The 17232-nt window shown below is 71.0% G+C and carries 14 protein-coding genes and 1 pseudogene; 8 read left to right on the top strand and 7 right to left on the bottom strand.

Features of this window, described 5'->3' with window-relative positions; all coding sequences use genetic code 11:
* Positions 1 to 8: 8 nt before the first annotated feature.
* Genes ACIBEJ_RS10655 through ACIBEJ_RS10640 form a run of 4 tightly spaced genes read right to left on the bottom strand, consistent with a single transcriptional unit; the run spans position 9 to position 2696 of the window.
* Positions 9 to 419 (bottom strand): DUF5360 family protein, encoded by a 411-nt coding sequence (locus ACIBEJ_RS10655; protein WP_397182413.1) that lies wholly within the window; start codon positions 417 to 419, stop codon positions 9 to 11.
* Positions 403 to 951 carry a TetR family transcriptional regulator gene (locus ACIBEJ_RS10650; RefSeq protein WP_397182412.1) on the bottom strand — a complete coding sequence of 183 codons (549 nt, stop codon included), beginning with the start codon at positions 949 to 951 and terminating at the stop codon, positions 403 to 405. The genes ACIBEJ_RS10655 and ACIBEJ_RS10650 overlap by 17 nt, the downstream gene beginning before the upstream one ends.
* A gap of 33 nt (positions 952 to 984) precedes the next feature.
* Positions 985 to 1620: a response regulator gene (locus ACIBEJ_RS10645; protein WP_397182411.1), complete on the bottom strand. Its 636-nt coding sequence runs from the start codon at positions 1618 to 1620 to the stop codon at positions 985 to 987.
* Positions 1617 to 2696 (bottom strand): sensor histidine kinase, encoded by a 1080-nt coding sequence (locus ACIBEJ_RS10640; protein WP_397183247.1) that lies wholly within the window; start codon positions 2694 to 2696, stop codon positions 1617 to 1619. Before ACIBEJ_RS10640 ends, ACIBEJ_RS10645 begins: the two co-directional genes overlap by 4 nt.
* Positions 2697 to 2809: 113 nt before the next feature.
* Here ACIBEJ_RS10640 and ACIBEJ_RS10635 point away from each other — a divergent pair.
* From ACIBEJ_RS10635 to ACIBEJ_RS10625, 3 genes and pseudogenes are all read left to right on the top strand, one after another.
* Positions 2810 to 3511: pseudogene (locus tag ACIBEJ_RS10635) on the top strand (ABC transporter ATP-binding protein); the annotation flags it as partial.
* 8 nt (positions 3512 to 3519) lie between these two features.
* A complete protein-coding gene (locus ACIBEJ_RS10630; protein ID WP_397182410.1) occupies positions 3520 to 4242 on the top strand; it encodes an ABC transporter permease in 723 nt (240 codons plus the stop codon).
* A gap of 44 nt (positions 4243 to 4286) precedes the next feature.
* Positions 4287 to 4880 carry a Uma2 family endonuclease gene (locus ACIBEJ_RS10625; protein ID WP_397182409.1) on the top strand — a complete coding sequence of 198 codons (594 nt, stop codon included), beginning with the start codon at positions 4287 to 4289 and terminating at the stop codon, positions 4878 to 4880.
* Here the strand turns inward: ACIBEJ_RS10625 and hrpA are convergent.
* Positions 4870 to 8736, bottom strand: coding sequence for an ATP-dependent RNA helicase HrpA (gene hrpA, locus ACIBEJ_RS10620; protein ID WP_397182408.1), 3867 nt, complete (start codon positions 8734 to 8736; stop codon positions 4870 to 4872). The two genes, ACIBEJ_RS10625 and hrpA, sit on opposite strands and share 11 nt — an antisense overlap.
* Positions 8737 to 8993: 257 nt before the next feature.
* On the opposite strand from hrpA, the gene ACIBEJ_RS10615 reads away from it, so the two are divergent.
* Genes ACIBEJ_RS10615 through ACIBEJ_RS10605 form a run of 3 tightly spaced genes read left to right on the top strand, consistent with a single transcriptional unit; the run spans position 8994 to position 10992 of the window.
* Entirely contained in the window at positions 8994 to 9740 is a 747-nt protein-coding gene (locus ACIBEJ_RS10615) for a hypothetical protein (protein WP_397182407.1), read from the top strand.
* A 50-nt stretch (positions 9741 to 9790) separates the two neighbouring features.
* Positions 9791 to 9961, top strand: coding sequence for a hypothetical protein (locus ACIBEJ_RS10610; RefSeq protein WP_397182406.1), 171 nt, complete (start codon positions 9791 to 9793; stop codon positions 9959 to 9961).
* Complete coding sequence (locus ACIBEJ_RS10605) at positions 9958 to 10992, top strand: aKG-HExxH-type peptide beta-hydroxylase (RefSeq protein WP_397182405.1); 1035 nt, start codon at positions 9958 to 9960, stop codon at positions 10990 to 10992. The genes ACIBEJ_RS10610 and ACIBEJ_RS10605 overlap by 4 nt, the downstream gene beginning before the upstream one ends.
* Here ACIBEJ_RS10605 and fxsT read toward each other — a convergent pair.
* Complete coding sequence (gene fxsT, locus ACIBEJ_RS10600) at positions 10961 to 13459, bottom strand: FxSxx-COOH system tetratricopeptide repeat protein (protein WP_397183246.1); 2499 nt, start codon at positions 13457 to 13459, stop codon at positions 10961 to 10963. The genes ACIBEJ_RS10605 and fxsT overlap by 32 nt on opposite strands.
* Positions 13460 to 13641: 182 nt before the next feature.
* Between fxsT and ACIBEJ_RS10595 the strand changes: the two genes are divergently transcribed.
* Together ACIBEJ_RS10595 and ACIBEJ_RS10590 are read left to right on the top strand one after the other, a co-directional pair.
* The gene (locus ACIBEJ_RS10595) at positions 13642 to 14622 is read left to right on the top strand and encodes an SIR2 family NAD-dependent protein deacylase (protein WP_397182404.1); all 981 of its coding nucleotides are present in this window, start codon (positions 13642 to 13644) and stop codon (positions 14620 to 14622) included.
* Positions 14622 to 16484 (top strand): tetratricopeptide repeat protein, encoded by a 1863-nt coding sequence (locus tag ACIBEJ_RS10590; RefSeq protein WP_397182403.1) that lies wholly within the window; start codon positions 14622 to 14624, stop codon positions 16482 to 16484. Before ACIBEJ_RS10595 ends, ACIBEJ_RS10590 begins: the two co-directional genes overlap by 1 nt.
* Here ACIBEJ_RS10590 and ppgK read toward each other — a convergent pair.
* Positions 16450 to 17184, bottom strand: a complete 735-nt coding sequence (gene ppgK / locus ACIBEJ_RS10585) for a polyphosphate--glucose phosphotransferase (protein WP_397182402.1) — start codon at positions 17182 to 17184, stop codon at positions 16450 to 16452. The two genes, ACIBEJ_RS10590 and ppgK, sit on opposite strands and share 35 nt — an antisense overlap.
* Between the last annotated feature and the right edge of the window lie 48 nt (positions 17185 to 17232).

Below are 17232 nucleotides of genomic sequence, written 5' to 3'. Positions count from 1 at the left end.
GCTTGATCCTATGTGGTGGGTTCCGGGGTCCTCGCGGTGACCAGGCAGGCTATGGCCGGGATCGGGAAGAGCATCAGGTACAGGTTGGGGATCCACCAGGCCAGGGAGAAGTCGCCGCGCAGCGTCCAGAACGCGATCGCCATCAGCCCCGAGGCCATCGTCAGCACCAGCGAGACGAGCATGAGCGGCGCCCCGCCCGGTCGGGAGCCGCCGCCCCGCAGCAGCCACAGGCTCGTCAGCCCGGTGACGCTGGCCAGCAGGTCGATCCAGAGGAACGACCAGTTCCAGTCGGCCATGAGCGGGTTGGCGTAGTCGGCGAAGGCCCATTCGGGCGGGATCAGGCCGAGGCCGGTGACGCTGAAGTAGACGACGAAGCCGACGTCGGTGACGCGCATCAGGGCCTTAGTCGCGCGCAGCACGCTCGATCACCTCCAGGAGGTAGCGGCGGGTGCTCTCGTGCAGGTCCGGCCCCGGCTCGCCGAGTCCGAGCAGCCGCGCCGCCCACCATCCGTCCACGGCCAGCCGTACGGCTGTCGCCGCCGCCGGGTCGATCCCGTCGTCGGCCAGCCGTTCCTGCCAGGCGGCGTACCGCTGCCTGAGCGGCTCCAGCCCGGCTGGATCGACCAGCACCCCGGCCAGCAGCGCGACGGTGACCCGGTCGGCGGGGGCCTGGGCGGCGGGCCGTTCGGGGATGGTGGCGTCGATGTAGGCGCGCAGGTAGTCGCCAGGCCGCCCGCCCGCCTGGGCCAGGGCGTCGTCGAAGGCGGCGGTCAGGCGTTCGACCATGCCGGCGACCAGCGCCTGCTTGGTCGGGAAGTGATAGAAGAGCCCGCCTTTGGAGACTCCGGCCCGCCTGGCGACGGCTTCGAGCGTGAGCGACTCGGCCCCGTCGGAGAGCAGGACGTCGGCGGCGGCGTCGAGCAGCCGTTCCTTGGAACTGGATCTGGGCACGGCTCGAAACTGTACCGGTCAGCTGGTTCACTTTCAATCCGGCAGGCCCGCCTCGAAGGCCAGCAGCCCCGCCTGGGTACGGTTCGCGCAGCGCAGCTTGACCAGGATGCGCGAGACGTGTCCCTTGACCGTGGCCTCGGTCAGGAACAGCTCCCCGGCGATCTCCGCGTTGCTGCGCCCGGCGCCCAGACGGGCCAGCACCTCCCGTTCGCGCGCGGTCAGGCTCTCCAGCCTGCTCCTGGCCTTCTGCCTGCGGGCCGCGCCGTCCAGCAGCCGGGACGCGGCCGGCCCCGACAGCACCGTGTGCCCGGCCGCCGCCGCCTTGACCAGGTTGATCAGGTCGGCGGGCGGCGTGGACTTCAGCAGGTAGCCGCCCGCACCCGAGGTGAGCGCGCGCAGCACGTAGTGGTCGGCGTCGAACGTGGTCAGCACCAGCACCACAGGCGGCGCGGGCATCCTGGCGATGCGCGCGATGGCCGCCAGCCCGTCCACGCCGGGCATCCGCAGGTCCATGAGCACCAGGTCGGGCCGGTGACGCACCACCGCCTCGACGCCCGCGGCGCCGTCGTGCGCCTCGTCCACCACGGTGATCTCGCCGGAGGAGCCGAGGATGGCGCGCAGGTGGGCGCAGACCATCGGCTCGTCGTCCACCACCACGACGCTGATCACGACGCCGCCGGAAGGGTGACGTCCACCACGAAACCGCCTGTCTCCGACGGGCCCGCCGCGAGCGTCCCGTCCACCAGTTCCACGCGCTCGCGCAGGCCGAGCAGGCCGGTGCCCGAGCCCGCCGCGGCCAGTTCGGGGTCTCCTGGGCCCGCCGGGGCGGAGTTGGCGACGGTGATGCGGACCCGGCCGTCGCTGTGGCGCAGCCGTACCGTGGTCTCGGCTCCTGGGGCGTGTTTGCGCACGTTGGTCAGCGCCTCCTGCACGGTCCGCTCGGCGGTACGCAGGACCACGGGCGAGACCAGCGCGTCGTCGGCCTCGAACCCGACGCGCAGGCCGGAGCCCTCGACCAGTTCCGCCAGCGCGGGCAGAAGCGGCACCTCGGGCTGGCCCCGCACCGGCGCCGAGGGGGCGCGCAGCACGCCGACCAGCTCGCGCAGCTCCTCCAGCGCCTGGCAGCCGGTCGCGCGCAGCGTCTCGGCCGCCTCCCTGGACGGGCGGTCGGCGGCGGTCAGGCCGAGGGCGCCCGCCTGGAGCACCATGAGGCTGACCCGGTGGGTGACGAGGTCGTGGATCTCGGCGGCGAGCCGTACCCGCTCCTCTCCCCTGGCCTGCTCGGCGAGCAGGTGCTGCTCGCGCTCGGCGCGCTCGGCGCGGTCGGTGAGCGCCCGCAGCAGGTTGGCGCGCGTGGACAGGTAGAGGCCGAGCACCGCCGCGGAGGCGGTCAGCAGCACGGTGCGGATCCCGAACTCCGACGTCGGCCCCCACCACGCCGCCAGCGCGGTGAACACCACGACCGGCACCACGGCGGCCGGGCGGCGCGGCGCGTGCCGCAGCGCCAGATAGGCGGCGAACGGCGCGGCCGGCGGCGCCCAAAGGATCATCTCCAGGTGCACCGGCGGCGCGAACAGGTGGACCAGGGCGGCCGCCGCCGTCCCCCACGCGGCCACCACGGGCGAGCGGGCCAGCAGCACCAGCCCCGACGCGACCAGCGCCACGGCCACGGGCCAGGGCGGGACCAGTGTGCTCACGACGTGGAGGGACAGCATCAGGGCGGCGAGGGTCATCACGACGCGCATCAGCACGCCCTCACCCTAGGTCGCCGCCGCGCCCACCGGACCCTACGAAAGTCGCAGGTGTCACCACTTTCCGAGCTTCTGCCCGAAGGCCCCGCAGCGCTGGAATCTCCACCATGAACCAGACCATCACCCTGGAAGGGCTCACCAAGAGGTACGGCCGCGCCACCGCCGTGGACGACCTGACCTGCGCCGTCCATCCCGGAGTCGTCACCGGCTTCCTCGGCCCGAACGGCGCCGGCAAGAGCACCACGATCAGAATGGTCCTCGGCCTCGACCGTCCCAGCGCCGGGCGAGCCGCGATCGGCGGACGGACGTACCGGAGCCTGCCCGCGCCGCTGCGCGAGGTCGGCGCCCTGCTGGACGGGCGGTCCGCGCACCCGCGCAGAAGCGCCCGCGACCACCTGCGCGCGCTGGCCGCGAGCAACCGCATCCCCGCCGCGCGCGTCACCGCCGTCCTGGAGCAGGTGGGACTGGCCGAGGTCGCGGGCCGGCGGGCGGGGACGTTCTCGCTGGGCATGTCCCAGCGTCTCGGCATCGCCGCCGCCCTCCTGGGCGATCCGGGCGTGCTGATCTTCGACGAGCCGGTCAACGGCCTGGACCCCGGCGGCATCCGCTGGATCCGCGGCCTCATGCGCGGGCTGGCCGCCGAGGGCCGCACGGTCCTGGTCTCCAGCCACCTGCTCGCCGAGATGGAGCAGACCGCCGACCACCTGATCGTCATCGGCCGCGGGCGCCTGCTGGCCGACACGCCGATGACGGACGTCGCCGGTTCCCTGGAGGACGCCTACCTCGCCCTGACCGCCGACCACGTGGAGTTCGGATCATGACCGCGGAATGGATCAAACTGCGCACCCTCCGCTCGACCTGGTGGTGCCTGGCCGCGCTCGCCGTGCTCACGGCGGGGCTCGGCACGATCATGGCGGGCGCGGCGGCGGAGGCGGCCCGCTCGGGCGAGCGCCTGGAGCCGGTCGCCGCCAGCCTTCAGGGCGGCCTGCTGTTCGGGCAGGTGGCGATCGGCGTGCTGGGCGTGCTGGCCGTCACCTCCGAGTACGCCGGCGCCACCATGCGCACCAGCGTGCTGGCCGTGCCCAGGCGCGGCCGCCTGTTCCTGGCCAAGTGCGCGGTGGTGGGGTCGCTGGGCACGGCCGCGGGGCTCCTGACCGCGGTGGCCTCGTTCCTGATCGGCCAGCACGTCTTCACCGTCTCCGGCCTGCCGCACGCCACGCTGGGCGACCCGGGGGCGCTCCGCTCGGTCCTGGGCGCAGGCCTTTACCTGGGCATGCTGGGGCTGTTCGGGCTGGCCACGGGCTTCCTGGTGCGCTCGACGGCGGGCGGGGTCATCGTCGTGGTGTCGGCCACCGTGCTGGTGATCGCGATCCTGCGGCTGCTGCCGGAGTGGGTGTCCAGGATCTGGCCCACGGTCGCGGGCCTGTCCATCCTGTCGCCGGACGGCGATCTCTGGGGCTTCGCCCTCTACACCGCATTCGTCGCCGTGACTCTGGCCGCCGGGCTCTCCGTCTTTTACCGGCGCGATGCGGGGGCATGATGCGATACTGAGCGTACCCGCCCGGATACGAAGGGACAGGTTCCATGGTCGCGATGTTCACCAGGCCACGCGTGAGGCCCTACGAGGCTCCCGCCGACGAGCTACCCAGAACCGTGCGGGAGCTGTTCGATGCCCTACCCCCCCTCCCCGGTCTCCGGGTCGAGGTCATCGAAGGGAATTTGCACGTGAGCCCTATGGGTACGCCCAGGCACCAAGCTCTCGCCATGCGGCTCGCACGGCTGCTCCAGCCCGTGCAGGACAAGCACGACTGGGAGGCCTATGTCGGCGTGGACATCTGCATCGAAGGCCCCCGTGACACCTTCGTGCCCGACTACGCCCTGGCTCCAAAGGACTGCCCCCTTTGGGGCAATGAGTTGCGGTCAACTGGTGTGGTCATGGTGGCCGAAATAGTGTCACCAGGCAGCGTCACGGACGACTACGACGTCAAACCCCCGCTCTACGCCATGGGCGGCATCCCCGTCTGCCTCGTGATCGACCCCATCGCCGACACCCTGACCGTGCACAGCGACATCGTCGACGACAGCTACCGGACGACGGTCACGCAGGATCTAGGCACCACCGTGCACCTGCCCGAGCCCGTCGACTACGACCTGGACACCGCCGAACTTACGGAGTGAGCTTCTCCATCGCCTTGGCGATGCGCTTCTCCGAGACAGGGGTGGGGGTGCCCAGGGTCTGGGCGAAGAAGCTGACGCGGAGCTCCTCGATCATCCAGCGGATCTCCCGGACGTCCGGGTCGGTGCGGCGGGCCGGGGACAGGCGCTCCAGCAGGTCGTGGTAGTCGTCCTCGACCTTGTGAACCTTCCCCATCCACTCCTCGTCCCGCCAGGGCTCCTCGGGAAGCTTGGTCAGGCGGCGCTCGATAGCCCGGAGATAGCGGGAGATGTCGGGCAGGCGTTGCGCACCTGTCGCCGTCACGAACCCCGCGAAGATGAGTTTGCCCAGTTGGTCGCGGACGTCCTCCGTCGAGGCCCCGGCCCGCAGGCCCGTGAGCTGGGTGCCGATCGTGTGCCAGGTGCTCAGGATCTGCTCCACCTTGCCCAGCACGTCCCTGGCCGTGTCGTACAGGTCGGCCCGTACGTGCTGGTAGAGGCGGTCGAAGGAGACCGGGTCCCAGGCCGGGCCGCCCACGTCCGTCATCAGCTTGTCCACCGCGGCGTTGACCACGTCGTCGAACAACGCCACCGCGCCGCCGTGCGGGCTGCGTGACAGCGCCAGCTTGGCCTGGTTGGACAGGCCGCCGAGCAGCGATCTGGCCGGGTTGGTGACGTTGAGCAGCAGCAGGCGGCGGGTGCCGGTCCACATGGAACGGCGCTGCTCGGCCTGCGTCTCGTAGATCTTGACGCCGACGCTGGAGCCCTCGTCCACCAGCGCCGGATAGCCCTTCATCCGGCCCTGCTCGAACACCTTGGGCAGCGTGCCGAAACTCCACGTGTGGAGCCCGGTGCGCTCGACGTCGTCGCCCGCGGCCGAGAGCGTCTTGCGCACCCGGGGCGCCAGCCGCTTCTTCAGCGCGTCCAGGTCCTTGCCCTCGGCGACCGTGCGTTTGCGCTCGTCGATCACCCGGTAGGTGATGCGCAGGTGGTCGGGCACCTGGTCGAGCTGCCAGGCGTCGCGCGGCACGCGTACCCCGGTCAGCCGCAGCAGCTCGCGCTCGACCGCCTCCAGCAGCGGCTCGCCGGTCGGCTTGACGCCCGCGAGGACCTGCTTGGCGTAGTTGGGGGCGGGCACGAAGTTGCGGCGCAGGTGCTTGGGCAGCGCCCGGATCAGCGCCGTGATCAGCTCCTCGCGCAGGCCGGGGATCTGCCAGTCGAAGCCGTCGCCGTTGACCTGGTTGAGCACCTGGAGCGGCACGTGCACGGTGACGCCGTCGGCGTCGGTGCCCGGTTCGAACTGGTAGGTCAGCTTCATCCGCTGGCCGAGCTGCCGCCAGGTGTCGGGATAGTCCTGGGCGCTGACGTCGGCGTTCTCGTTGACCAGCATCTCCGGCGTGAACGTCAGCGCGCTCTTGTCGGAGACCGTCTTCCACCAGGAGTCGAAGTGCCGCGCGGAGACCACGTCCGCGGGCACCCGCTGGTCGTAGAAGTCGAACAGCGCCTCGTCGTCGACCATGATGTCGCGCCGCCTGGCCCGCGCCTCCAGCTCCTCGACCTCGCCGAGCAGCTTGCGGTTCTCGCGCAGGAACGCGTGGTGGCTGTCCCAGTCGCCCTCGACCAGGGCGTGCCTGATGAACAGCTCCCGTGACAGCTCCGGGTCGATGCGCCCGTAGTTGACCTTGCGGCCGACGACGAGCGGCACGCCGTACAGCGTGACCTTCTCCAGCGCGATGACCGCGCCCTGGTTCTTCTCCCAGTGCGGCTCGGAGTAGTTGCGCTTGACCAGGTGCTGGGCGAGCGGCTCCACCCAGTCGGGCTCGATCTTGGCGTTGACCCTGGCCCACAGGCGCGAGGTCTCGACCAGCTCGGCCGACATCAGCCACTGCGGCTGCTTCCTGGCCAGCGCCGAACCGGGGAAGATCGCGAAGCGTGCGTTGCGCGCGCCGACGTACTCCTGGATCGGCCGCCGCCCGTCCTGCCCGCGCTGCTTGTCCACGACGTCCTTGACGCCGATGTGCGACAGCAGCCCGACCAGGAGCGAGGAGTGGATCTGGTACGGCGCCGCCGGAGCGCTGTTCGGCTGGACCCCGAGCGTCTGCCGGATCTGGCTGTAGATGTCCTGCCACTCGCGTACGCGCAGGTAGTTGAGGAACTCGGCCTTGCACAGGCGGCGGAAGGCGCTGGAGGACAGCTCCTTCTGCTTGTCCTTGAGGTAGTTCCAGAGGTTGAGGTAGGTGAGGAAGTCGGACTCGGGGTCGGCGAAGCGGCGGTGCTTCTCGTCGGCCTGCTGCTGCTTGTCGGCGGGGCGTTCGCGCGGGTCCTGGATCGACAGCGCGGCGGCGATGACCATGACCTCGCGCAGGCACCCGTTCTTGTCGGCCTCCAGCACCATGCGGGCCAGGCGCGGGTCGACCGGCAGCCCGGCGAGCTTGCGGCCGACGCCGGTGAGCTTGCCCTGGGCGTCGAAGGCACCGAGTTCGACGAGCAGGTTGACGCCGTCGCGTACCTGGCGCTTGTCCGGCGGCTCGACGAACGGGAACGCCTCGATGTCGCCCAGCCCGATCGAGGTCATCTGCAGGATGACGCTGGCGAGGTTGGTGCGCAGGATCTCCGGGTCGGTGAACTCGGGCCGGTTGAGGAAGTCCTCCTCCTCGTACAGCCGCACGCAGATGCCGTCGGAGGTACGCCCGGACCGGCCCTTGCGCTGGTTGGCGCTGGCCTGGGAGATGGCCTCGATGGGCAGGCGCTGTACCTTGGTGCGGTGGCTGTAGCGGGAGATGCGGGCGAAGCCCGGGTCCACGACGTACTTGATGCCCGGCACGGTCAGCGACGTCTCGGCCACGTTGGTGGCCAGCACGACGCGCCGCCCGGTGTGGCGCTGGAAGACGCGGTGCTGCTCGGCGGCGCTCAGCCGGGCGTACAGGGGGAGGATCTCGGTGTTGCGGAACTCGGCCTTGGACAGCGCGTCGGCGGCGTCGCGGATCTCCCGCTCGCCACTGAGGAAGACCAGGATGTCGCCCGGCCCTTCCAGGACCAGTTCCTTGCAGGCGTCGACGATGCCCTGCGTCTGGTCGTCGTCCTCGTTGAGCGGGCGGTAGCGGACCTCGACGGGGTAGGTGCGGCCGGAGACCTCGACGATCGGGGCGTCGCCGAAATGGCGGGAGAAGCGCTCGGGGTCGATGGTGGCGCTGGTGATGATGACCTTGAGGTCGGGGCGTTGGGGCAGGAGCTGTTTGAGGTAGCCGAGGATGAAGTCGATGTTGAGGCTGCGCTCGTGGGCCTCGTCGATGATCAGCGTGTCGTACTGCTCCAGCAGCCGGTCGTTCTGCAGCTCGGCCAGCAGGATGCCGTCGGTCATGAGCTTGACCAGGGTGCGGTCGCTGCCCTGGTCGGTGAAGCGGACCTTGTAGCCGACGGTCTGGCCGAGCTCGGTGCCGAGCTCCTCGGCGATGCGCTCGGCGACGGTGCGGGCGGCGATGCGGCGGGGCTGGGTGTGGCCGATGAGGCCGCGCACGCCGCGCCCGAGTTCGAGGCAGATCTTGGGGATCTGCGTGGTCTTTCCCGATCCGGTCTCACCCGCGATGATCACGACCTGGTGGTCGCGGATGGCCGCGAGGATGTCGTCCTTGCGCTGGGAGACCGGCAGCTCCTGCGGATAGCTCACCACCGGTACGGCTTCGCGGCGGCGTACCAGGCGCTGCTCGGCACGCTCCACGTCCGCCAGGATCTCCGCGGCGATCTTGTCCCGCGCCTCGCGGGAGCGCACCCGGCGCACGCCGTCGAGCCTGCGCCGAAGCCGCCGCTGGTCGCGCGGCATGAGCTCGGGCAGGCGGCTCTGAAGCTCGGTGAGTGGAGAAGACAACGACGAGGTTCCCATACTGCTTTCAGGATATTTGAGCCCCGCGTGCCGGGTGCCAACGGACCATCGTGCCTGAGCGCGCCGTCGATCGCATCCCAATAACTCCTGTGTCCGTGACCGGCCGCGGTGTGTCAGCACTCTCCCCAGAGTTCACCACGGTCGATCACGGACACTAGTGAGACTCCTGAGACGCCTGAAGGGTTGCATGATCCCGAAGGATTTCTGGCCGTATGGACGCGCCTCATGACCGATGACACGATCGGGACGGAGGTGTCATGCGACGTTCAGCCCGCCGCGTCCTGCGTGACGTCCGAGAGCGCAGGAATCTCGACGCCTACGTGATCGCGGTCGTGGCGATCGTCTTCGCGGTGCTGACGCTGGTCGGGGAGGCGGTGGCCGAGCAGTACCGGTGGGCGGCGATCCTGGCCGGCATGGGCGTGCTGCTGCACCGGGTCACCGTGCCCGACCGCTCGCGCCCGCCGCTGGGCGACCGGGCCGACTTCGAGTCGTACCCGCTGCGCGACCGGCTCCAGGACGCGCGGGAGGTGTGGCTGTTCGCCCCGTCCGGCATCAACCTGCTGTCCGAGGCTAACTGCGAGACCATCCGCAGGACCGTGCTGAGCCGTTCCGACGGCGTCTTCCGCGTGGTGCTCCTGGACCCGGAGGCGCTGCACGCCGTGGACCTCGCCACCCGCCAGCTCGACGCCGGGCTGGAGTTCCCGCTGCAGAACCTGCCGGCGAGCATCGCGACCGCGCTCGACCGGCTCGCCGCGATGAAGGGCTGGCACGTGGCGGGCCGGGTGGAGTACGCCACGTTCCCCTACAACCCGGGCTTCAGCGTCCTGGCCGTCAACCCGGCGGGCGGCGACGGCACGGTGATAGTGGAGCTGCACGGGGTCGGCAACCGGGCGACCGACAACCGCATGCACCTGGAATTGACCCGGCGCGCGCATGGGTACTGGTACCACTACTGGATTGAGCAGTTCGAGAGGATTTGGGACGCTTCAAGAGTGCTTGGCTGACCACAGAAAGGGACACCCACATGGCCGCAGGGGGTTCTATGGGCGAGCCCATGCTCGTCGATCTGACCCACATCCCGTTCGACCGCCTGGCAACGGTGCCGGATGAGGTCCTGCGCGAGTCTCTGGCCCGTCACCTGGCGACCGACCCCGCCGGCAGGCGGTGGAACAAGAGCGACAAGGCGTGCCCCCAGCCCGACCAGCCCGGCCCGCGAGATCGGTGACCGGCGGCTACGCACGTCACACGCTGTCGCCCGCCGACCTGGCCGGGCTGGGCGCGGGCAGGTTCTCGCCGGTACTCGTCGACACGCTCAAGCGGGCCGTCGCCAGCAGGAACATCGCCCTGCTCGAGTCGGTACGCCGCTCGTCCGGCCCGGTCGCCGTGGACGACCTCTGGCGGCGGCTCGGCTCCCATCCCGGCCAGGCGCTGGACGTCCTGATCTCGCCCCAGCTCGGCGCCTGGGCCGACGACGCCCTGCGCCACGGGGCCGGTGACGCCGGCGTCCTGCTGGCCGCGCTGGAGCGCGAGAAGGGGCCGGCCGCGCTCGACGGACCCCGGCCGCTCAGGCTGCGGTTCGAGACCGGCGAGCCGCTGCGCGGGCACTTCGGGCTGGCCGTCGCGGAACCGGCGGACTGGGCCGGGCTGTGCCGGGAGGCGTACCGGCTGCTGCTGGCCCGCCACCCGCGCGTCGCCGGGGCGTTCGCCGAGCTGGTCACCACCGTCGTGCCGGTCGTCGCGCCGGCCCCGCCGGAGACCTTCAGCGCCACCTCCGGCGTCGCCTTCGGCGCGGTCGCGCTCTCCGCGCCCGGCGGCGCGGCCGAACTGGCCGCCACGTTCGCCCACGAACTCCAGCACCAGGTGCTCGGCGCCGCCGAGGAGATCGTCGCGCTGACCGTGCCGGGGCACCCCGGCCGGTTCGCGGTCCACTGGCGCGCGGGCGAGCGCGACGCCGCCGCCACCCTCCAGGGCATCTTCGCGCACGTGGCCGTGATGGAGTTTCACCGGGCCGAATGGCTGGCCGGGCCGCTGAAGGAGCGGCCGGGCCACGCCGCGGCCTTCGCGCTGTGGCGGCTGGCGACCGGGCGGGCCATGGAGCAGCTCGGCCGCTCGGGGGCGCTGACGGCCGCGGGCGCGCTGCTGGCCCGCCCGCTGTCCGCTCGGATCAGCGCCGCCCTCGCCGAGCCCGTCCCCGCTCCGGCCGCGCGGGCGGCCGAGGCGGAGTTCAGCTCATCATCGGCTCCACGTCGAGGTTGATCCGGCCCTGCTGGGCGGCAAGGCGGGCCTCGGGGTGCTCGTTGGACAGCGTCTCGGCGTAGGCGGCCAGGATCTCCTCGCGCAGCCGCGCCGCGCCCTCCTCGTCGCCGTCGGCCAGCCGGTCGACCGAGAGGTTCGCCCCGGTGGCCAGCGTGCAGGGGTGGTGGACGCCGCGTACCCGGCGGTGCCCCTCGTACGCCGCCTCGCCCAGCTCCCGCGCCTGGCGCACCGCGCCCATCATGGCCAGGTCGCTGGCGAGGTTGTGCATGACCACCAGCGTGCTGGTGTGGTCGTCGCCGAAGTGGCGGCGGAAGCCCGCCAGCGCCTGCTCGTTCAGCTCGCGGGCGGCGCGCGGGTTGCCGCGCACCCGCATCACGACCGCCAGGTTGGCGCGGGCCGACAGCGTGTTGGGGTGGTCGTCGCCCGCCGCCTTCGTCCAGCCCGCGACGGTCTGCTCGCCGAGCGCCTGGGCACCGGCCAGGTCGTCGATCAGCCGCCGGTCGTTGATGACGTTCGTGGACACCAGCAGCGTCATGCGGTGGTCGGGGCCCTTGGAGGCGTTCTGCGTCGCCAGCGTCTCCTCCGCCTGGGCGGCGGCCTGCTGGTGGTAGCCCACGCGGCGCAGCGCGATCGCCAGGTCCAGCGCGGTGAACACGCGAAGAGCGTCCCAGGGGGCGTTCATGCGCACGAGCAACTGGTCGACGTCCCTGATCATGTCCAGGCCCTGCTCGTACCTGCCCATGCGGCGCAGGTCGCGGGCCACGGCGAAGCGGGAGGTCAGCGTCTGCTCCTCCTGGGGGCCGAACATGTTCTCGCGCATGGTCAGCGCGATCCTGTCGTGCTCCAGCGCCTCCTCGAAGCGGCCCAGGCAGCGCAGGCTGATCGCGATGTTGTTGCGCACCTGGAGGGTGAACTCGTGCTCCGGCCGGAAGACCCGCTCGTAGCGCGGCAGCAGGTCGAGGTCGTTGTCGAGCGCCTCCTGGTAGCGGCCCAGCATGCACAGGTCGACGCCGTGGCTGAGGGCGCAGGCCAGGTAGGTCTGGTCGTCCTCGCCGAAGGCGCGCAGCCGTTCGAGGGTGTCGAGGTTGAGCTCGTAGGCGCGCTCCCAGTGGCCGCTGAGCCGGGTGGCCTTGCCCACCTCGATGGCCAGGGCGAGCGTCAGCCGGTCGTCCTCGCCGAAGCGCCGCTTCCAGTCCTCCAGGGCCTGCTCGCCGAGCGAGAGGCTCTCGAAGAAGCCGCCCCGGCGGTGGAGCCTGCGTACCTGGTTGATGATCAACTGCCGGACGGTGACGTCGGCGCTCTCGATCGCGCCCGACGGCACGATGTGGCTGCGCGAGCGCTCGTAGAGGGGGTCGCTCTCGTCGAGCCCGGGCGCGCCGGGGTCGGATCCGGCCAGCAGCAGGTGTACGGCATGGCGGAACCGCTCGGCCTGCTCCGGGTTCTCGCGCATCAGGCGGCTACGGGTCACGGCCTGGACCACGCGGTGCATCTGCACGGCGTTGAGCACCCCGTCGATCTTGGCCAGGGAGAAGCGGGCGAGCTGGCGGGCGGCCTGCCTGAGCTCGCCGACGTCGCCGAGCACCCGGCCGAGGTCGTCGGGCAGGTCGCCGGCCTTGGCGGGCTGCGCCAGCAGTTCCTCGGCGATCGGCTCCGGCGCGAAGAACGCCATGACCTGGAAGAGCGTGTCGGCCTCCGCCGAGATGGCATCGCGCGAGACGCCCCAGGTGGCGGCCACGGCGAGCGGGTAGGGGATGTCGACCTCCCGCGCCAGCAGCTCGTGGGCGTTGTCGCGCAGCTTGGTGAGGTACTCGGCGGCGGAGGTCCCGGTCTCGTTCATGTACGCGGCGGCGTGCTCGGCGGCCAGCGGCAGGTGCCCGAGCTCGGCGGCCAGCACGGCGGCCTCGGCCCTGTTGCCGGTGAGGGCCGGCACCCGCTTGCTGAGGAACTCCACGGTCTCGTCGGGGGTGAACTCCCCCACCTCGATCCCCGAGACGCCCAGCGCCTTGCGCCAGTGGGAGTCGCGAGAGGTGATGATCACGTGTCCCCGCCCCCGCGGGATGTACTCCGAGATCATCCCGGCGTTGTTCGCGTTGTCGAAGATGATCAGCCAGTCTCCGTAAGGCTCGCCCTTTTCCAGGGCCTCGATGACCAGTTGCGCCGAGTAGTCGCGCTCCTCGGCGCGGAACCCGGGCGGCTGCATCCGGCGGCCGAGCGCGACCAGGCCGTTGACCACGGCGGTCTCCTGCTCGGAGCGGATCCACCAGACGAGGTCGTAGTCGCCGCGGTGGCGGTGGGCGTACTCGGCCGCGATCTCGGTCTTGCCGACGCCGCCGAGTCCGAACAGGGCCTGGGGCGGCTGGTCGATCACGGCCGCGCTCTCCCGGGCCAGGCCGTGTCTCAGTTCCTCGATCTCGGAGATACGCCCGGTGAAATTGGGGTTACGGAAAGGAATTTCCTTGCCCCACACGGTGACGCGGGATTTCGCTCCACCCTCGGACGCCCCTAGTGTCACGCCGATCGCTCCCTGTCATTCTAAACCGGAGATATGTCCCGCTAATGGGGATTTGTACGCATTGAACGCCTCACCTTGTCAAGCTTCAATGGTAGGCGAGGACCCCGTGCTTCCAGACTGCCTGCCGTCGGAGAGATATGGCGTTTTTCCTGGCCGTTGACTCACGCCGTTCCATCCGGATTACTGAAGATTCCACCTGGACCAGAACGGCAGGAAACGTGCAGAGCACTAGAGGCTGGGAGAATCTGGTTAAGTCAATTAAGGAGAAAGAGTGTGTCCCTTTCCTGGGTGCCGGGGCGAGTCAGGGCCTGCCCACGGGCGCGGCACTGGCCAAGGACTGGGCCGATCGAGTGGGCTATCCCTACCACGACACCGACAACCTGTCCAGCGTCATGCAGTATGCAGTTGTGATGGAGTTCAATCACGATGCGAACCAACTCAAACGGGCACTCCACCGGACAGTTTTCTCGCAAGTCACGTTAACTACCGATCAACTTGATATCCACCACATCTTGGCACGTTGCGATCTTCCTCTGTATTTAACGACCAACTACGACGATTTCATGGTGGAGGCGTTGCTGCGCGCGGGTAAAAGGCCGACCTGGAATGTGAGTCCGTGGTATTCCTCCGGGGTGGACGATGACGACGAGCGGCGGCCGCCCCTGCCCGAGGACCCCACTGCCGAGCGTCCTCTTGTCTTCCACCTGCACGGACACCACTCGATCCCCCATTCGATGGTGCTGACCGAGGACGACTACATCGACTTCCACGTCCGCCACGCCCGTGACGGGCGCGAGAAGAGCCTCACCCCGGAGGCCGACCGGGCGGCCATCGTGCCGTCGTACGTCCGCACCCGGCTGCGCCGCGCCCCGCTGCTCTTCCTCGGCTACAGCCTGCGCGACTCGACCTTCTGGACCCTCTTCAAGTCGCTCATGATCGCCATGCCGGACGGCCAGCGCAGCACCCACGTGTGCCTTCAGCTCGATCCGCGGGTGAAACGAAGGGCCGCGGTGCGCGAATACCTAGACAAGCGGTTGGGCCGGCAGCAGATCGAGATCTTCTGGATGTCGTTGGAGGACTTCACCGCCATGCTCGACTCGCGGCTGAGAGGGACGTGATGAACGGCTCGCCCTACGTCGGTCCACGCCCCTTCCTGCGCTCCGAGGCCCATCTATTCTTCGGCCGCCGCGTCCAGGCCCGCAACCTCTCCCTCGACTGGCTGGCCGACCGCGTCACCGTCCTGCACGGGCCGCCCGCGGTGGGCAAGACCTCGCTGCTGCAGGCCGGCATCCTGCCGCTCCTCGAACAGGAGCCGCACGTGGTCACGGTGCGGCCGAGCCGGCTCGCGCCGCCCGCCCCGCCCCGCGCCGTCGCCGCCGGGCACAACGCGTTCGTCTACTCGGTGCTCAGCGACTGGGGCGCGCCGGCCACGCCGGGCACCACCGTCGCCGAGTTCCTCGCCGGGCGGGTCACCGAGATGCCGCCGAGCGGGCGGCTGCTGGCGGCCGTCGACCAGTTCGAGGAGGTCTACAGCGCCTTCCCGACCCGCGTGGCCGAGCGTGACGGGCTGCTGCGCCAGCTCGCCGCGGCACTGGCCGAGATCCCCTCGCTCAACCTGCTGCTCGTCGTGCGCGACGACCATCTCGCCTCGGTGAACGCCGGCGAGGGCCTGCTCGGGGTGCCCGTCAACTACCGGCGGCTCGACGGGCTCGACGAGCGGGCGGCGGCGGAAGCCGTACAGGGACCGAGGCGTGGCACCGGCAGGGAGCTGCCGGACGAGGAGGCGCGCGCGCTCGTCGACCGGCTGCGCACCAGCACCCACACCGACCTGCTGGGCAACGCCGCGAGCGTGGTGCATCCCCTCGTCGAGCCGCTGCACCTGCAGATCGTCTGCGCGCAGAGCTGGGCCGATCCCGGCCTGACCGGCACGCCCGGCGTCGCCCAGGCGCTGACCGCCTTCTACCGGCGGGCCACCGAGGAGGCGGCGCTGGAGACCGGCGTGCCCGTCGCGGACGTGCGCGCTTGGGTGGAGTCGGCGTTCATCACGGAGTACGGCACGCGCGACACCAAGCTCCGCGGCCTGACCAGGACGGCCGACATGCGCAACGAGGTGGCCGACGCCCTGGTCGCCCGGCACCTGCTGACGGCCACGACGCGGCTGCGCGGCACGTGGTACCAGCTCGGGCAGGACCAGTTGATCGAGGTCGTGCGCGGGGCCGGCGACGCCTTCGCCGATCCCGGCCCCGGCTCCGGCGGGCCGCCCGCCGACACCGGCGTGTTCACCGAGGCCGCCGCGGCCGCCTTCGGCGAGGGCAACTTCACCGGCGCCCGCCGCCTCGCCTCGGTCGCCGCCACCCGCTACCAGATGGCGGGCGACACCCGCAGGCAGGCCCAGGCCATGGCGCTGCACGGCGAGATCGCGCTGGTGGAGGGCGACCTGAGCGCGGCGCGGGAGAGCTTCAGGCGGGCGCTCAACGGGTTCGAGTCGCTGGCCGACCGGGTCTCCACGGCGCGCTCGCTGTCGGCACTGGCCAACGTGGTGGCCACCAGCGGCGACCACCGGGCCGCCGCGGACCTCTACCGCCAGGCCGTGGAGGTCAACCGCACCGACGTGGAGGCCAGGACCGGCCTCGGTTTCGCGTTGTGGCGGCTGGGCTCGCCGGCGGACGCGGAGGCCGAGTTCACACAGGCGCTCGCGGCCCGCCCGGGAGGCGAGCCCGCCGCCACCGCCCGCGCCCTGTCGGGCCGCGGTCAGGTGCGGGTCGATCTGCGCCTGTACGGCAAGGCGCTCGACGACCTCGAGCGGGCCCTGACGCTGGGCCTGGGCCAGGAGGACGAGGCCGACGCCCACTCGGCGCGGGCGCTGGCGCTCGCGGGTCTCGGGCGGCGGGAGGAGGCCGCCGCCGCCATGGAGACCGCGCTACGGCTGGCGCCCGGCGACCCGCTCACGCGGGAGCGTGCGGACCGGCTGCGCAGGTGAGGGCGGCGCCGATGATGCCCGCCTCGTTCTGCAGCGCGGCCGGCACGACCGGGGTGTCGATCTTGACGTGCGGCAGGAACCGGTCGGCCTTCTTGCTGACGCCGCCACCGATGATGAACAGCGCGGGCGAGAACAGCATCTCCACGTGCTTCAGGTAGGTCTCGACGCGTTCCGCCCAGTCCTTCCAGCCGAGGTCGTGCTCCTCGCGGGCGCGGTCGGAGGCGCGGTGCTCGGCGTCCTTGCCGTGCAGTTCGAGGTGGCCGAGCTCGGTGTTGGGCACGAGCGTGCCGTCGATGAACAGGGCGCTGCCGATCCCCGTGCCGAACGTCAGCATCAGCACGGTCCCCTTGCGCCCCCTGCCCTCCCCGAAGGCGAGTTCGGCCAGGCCCGCGGCGTCGGCGTCGTTGATCACCCGGGCCCCGTCGAACAGCTCGGAGGCGTTGACGCCCACCCATGAGTGGTGCACGTTCGCGGCGGTCTTGACCACGCCGTCCGTGACCACGCCGGGGAACGTCACGCCGACCTGGCCGCGCCAGGCGAAGTGCTTGACGATCTCGGCTACGGTCTCGGCCACGGCGGCGGGCTTGGCCGGATGCGGCGTGGGGATGCGCAGGCGCTCCTGCGTGAGGCGTCCGGCCTCCACGTCCACGGGCGCGCCCTTGATCCCCGAGCCTCCGATATCAATGCCCAGTATTTCCATGTCTGTCCCATTCCCGGTCATGACGAGCGATGAACCAGTCTCCCGCCT

The organism is Nonomuraea sp. NPDC050790 (assembly GCF_044456745.1).
GTDB lineage: Bacteria > Actinomycetota > Actinomycetes > Streptosporangiales > Streptosporangiaceae > Nonomuraea.
The sequence above is the reverse complement of the archived record's forward strand: the minus strand, read 5'-3'. Positions and strand labels throughout refer to the sequence as shown.